The sequence below is a fragment of the Streptomyces sp. SID10853 genome (assembly GCF_010548145.1).
Taxonomy (GTDB): Bacteria; Actinomycetota; Actinomycetes; order Streptomycetales; family Streptomycetaceae; genus Streptomyces.
This window is the reverse complement of the sequence record NZ_JAAGLN010000509.1, coordinates 1-813: the sequence shown is the minus strand read 5'-3', so window position 1 is coordinate 813 and position 813 is coordinate 1. Positions and strand designations below refer to the sequence as shown.

General features: G+C 74.8%; 1 protein-coding gene. It reads left to right on the top strand.

Annotation, left to right across the window (positions count from 1 at the left end; translation table 11 throughout):
* The coding region (locus G3I19_RS36690; protein ID WP_203601193.1) for an ADP-ribosylglycohydrolase family protein at positions 1–813 on the top strand (813 nt) is incomplete at both ends.

Here is an 813-nt window from a genome sequence, read left to right as displayed (position 1 = left end):
GTCCGCGGGGCCCGCGGCCCCGGAGCTGCGCGCGCTCGCCGGGGAGATCCTGGACGAACTGGGCGCCACCGTATCGCCGTTGGCGGCCTGCGAGCCGACCGGCCTGGACGCGATCAGGGCGCTGTGCCCCGCGTGGCCCGCGCCGGCGGCCGCTCCGGTGGACCGGGACGCGCTGCGCTCCCGTCTTGAGGCGTCCTGGCTGGGCCGGGCGGCGGGCTGCGTGCTCGGCAAGCCGGTCGAGAAGCTGACGCTCGACGGCATCAGGGCCATCGCCCGCTCCACCGGCAACTGGCCGCTGGACAACTGGTTCACCGAGGTGGGTCTCGACCCCGGCGTGGCTGCCGCCCATCCGTGGAACCGCCGCTCGCGGCCCACCTCGCTCGCCGAGAACATCGACGGCGCGCCCGAGGACGACGACCTCAACTACCCGCTGCTCGGGCTGCTGCTGCTCGACCGGTACGGCCCGGACTTCAGTACAGCGGACGTGGCGCAGCTGTGGCTGGACGAACTGCCGGCCGGCCGTACCTTCACCGCCGAGCGGGTCGCGTACCGCAATCTGCTCGCCGGAGTGGAACCGCCGGACACCGCCGCGTACCGCAATCCGTTCCGTGAGTGGATCGGTGCGCAGATCAGGGCCGATGTCTTCGGCTGGACCCACCCGGGTGACCCGGGCGCGGCGGCCGGCGCGGCCTGGCGGGACGCGGTGCTCACCCATACGGCGAACGGGGTGTACGGCGAGATGTTCGCCGCCGCCGTGATCGCGGCCGCGGCGGGCGGCGGCGCCGACGTCCACGCCTGTCTGCGGGCCGGCCT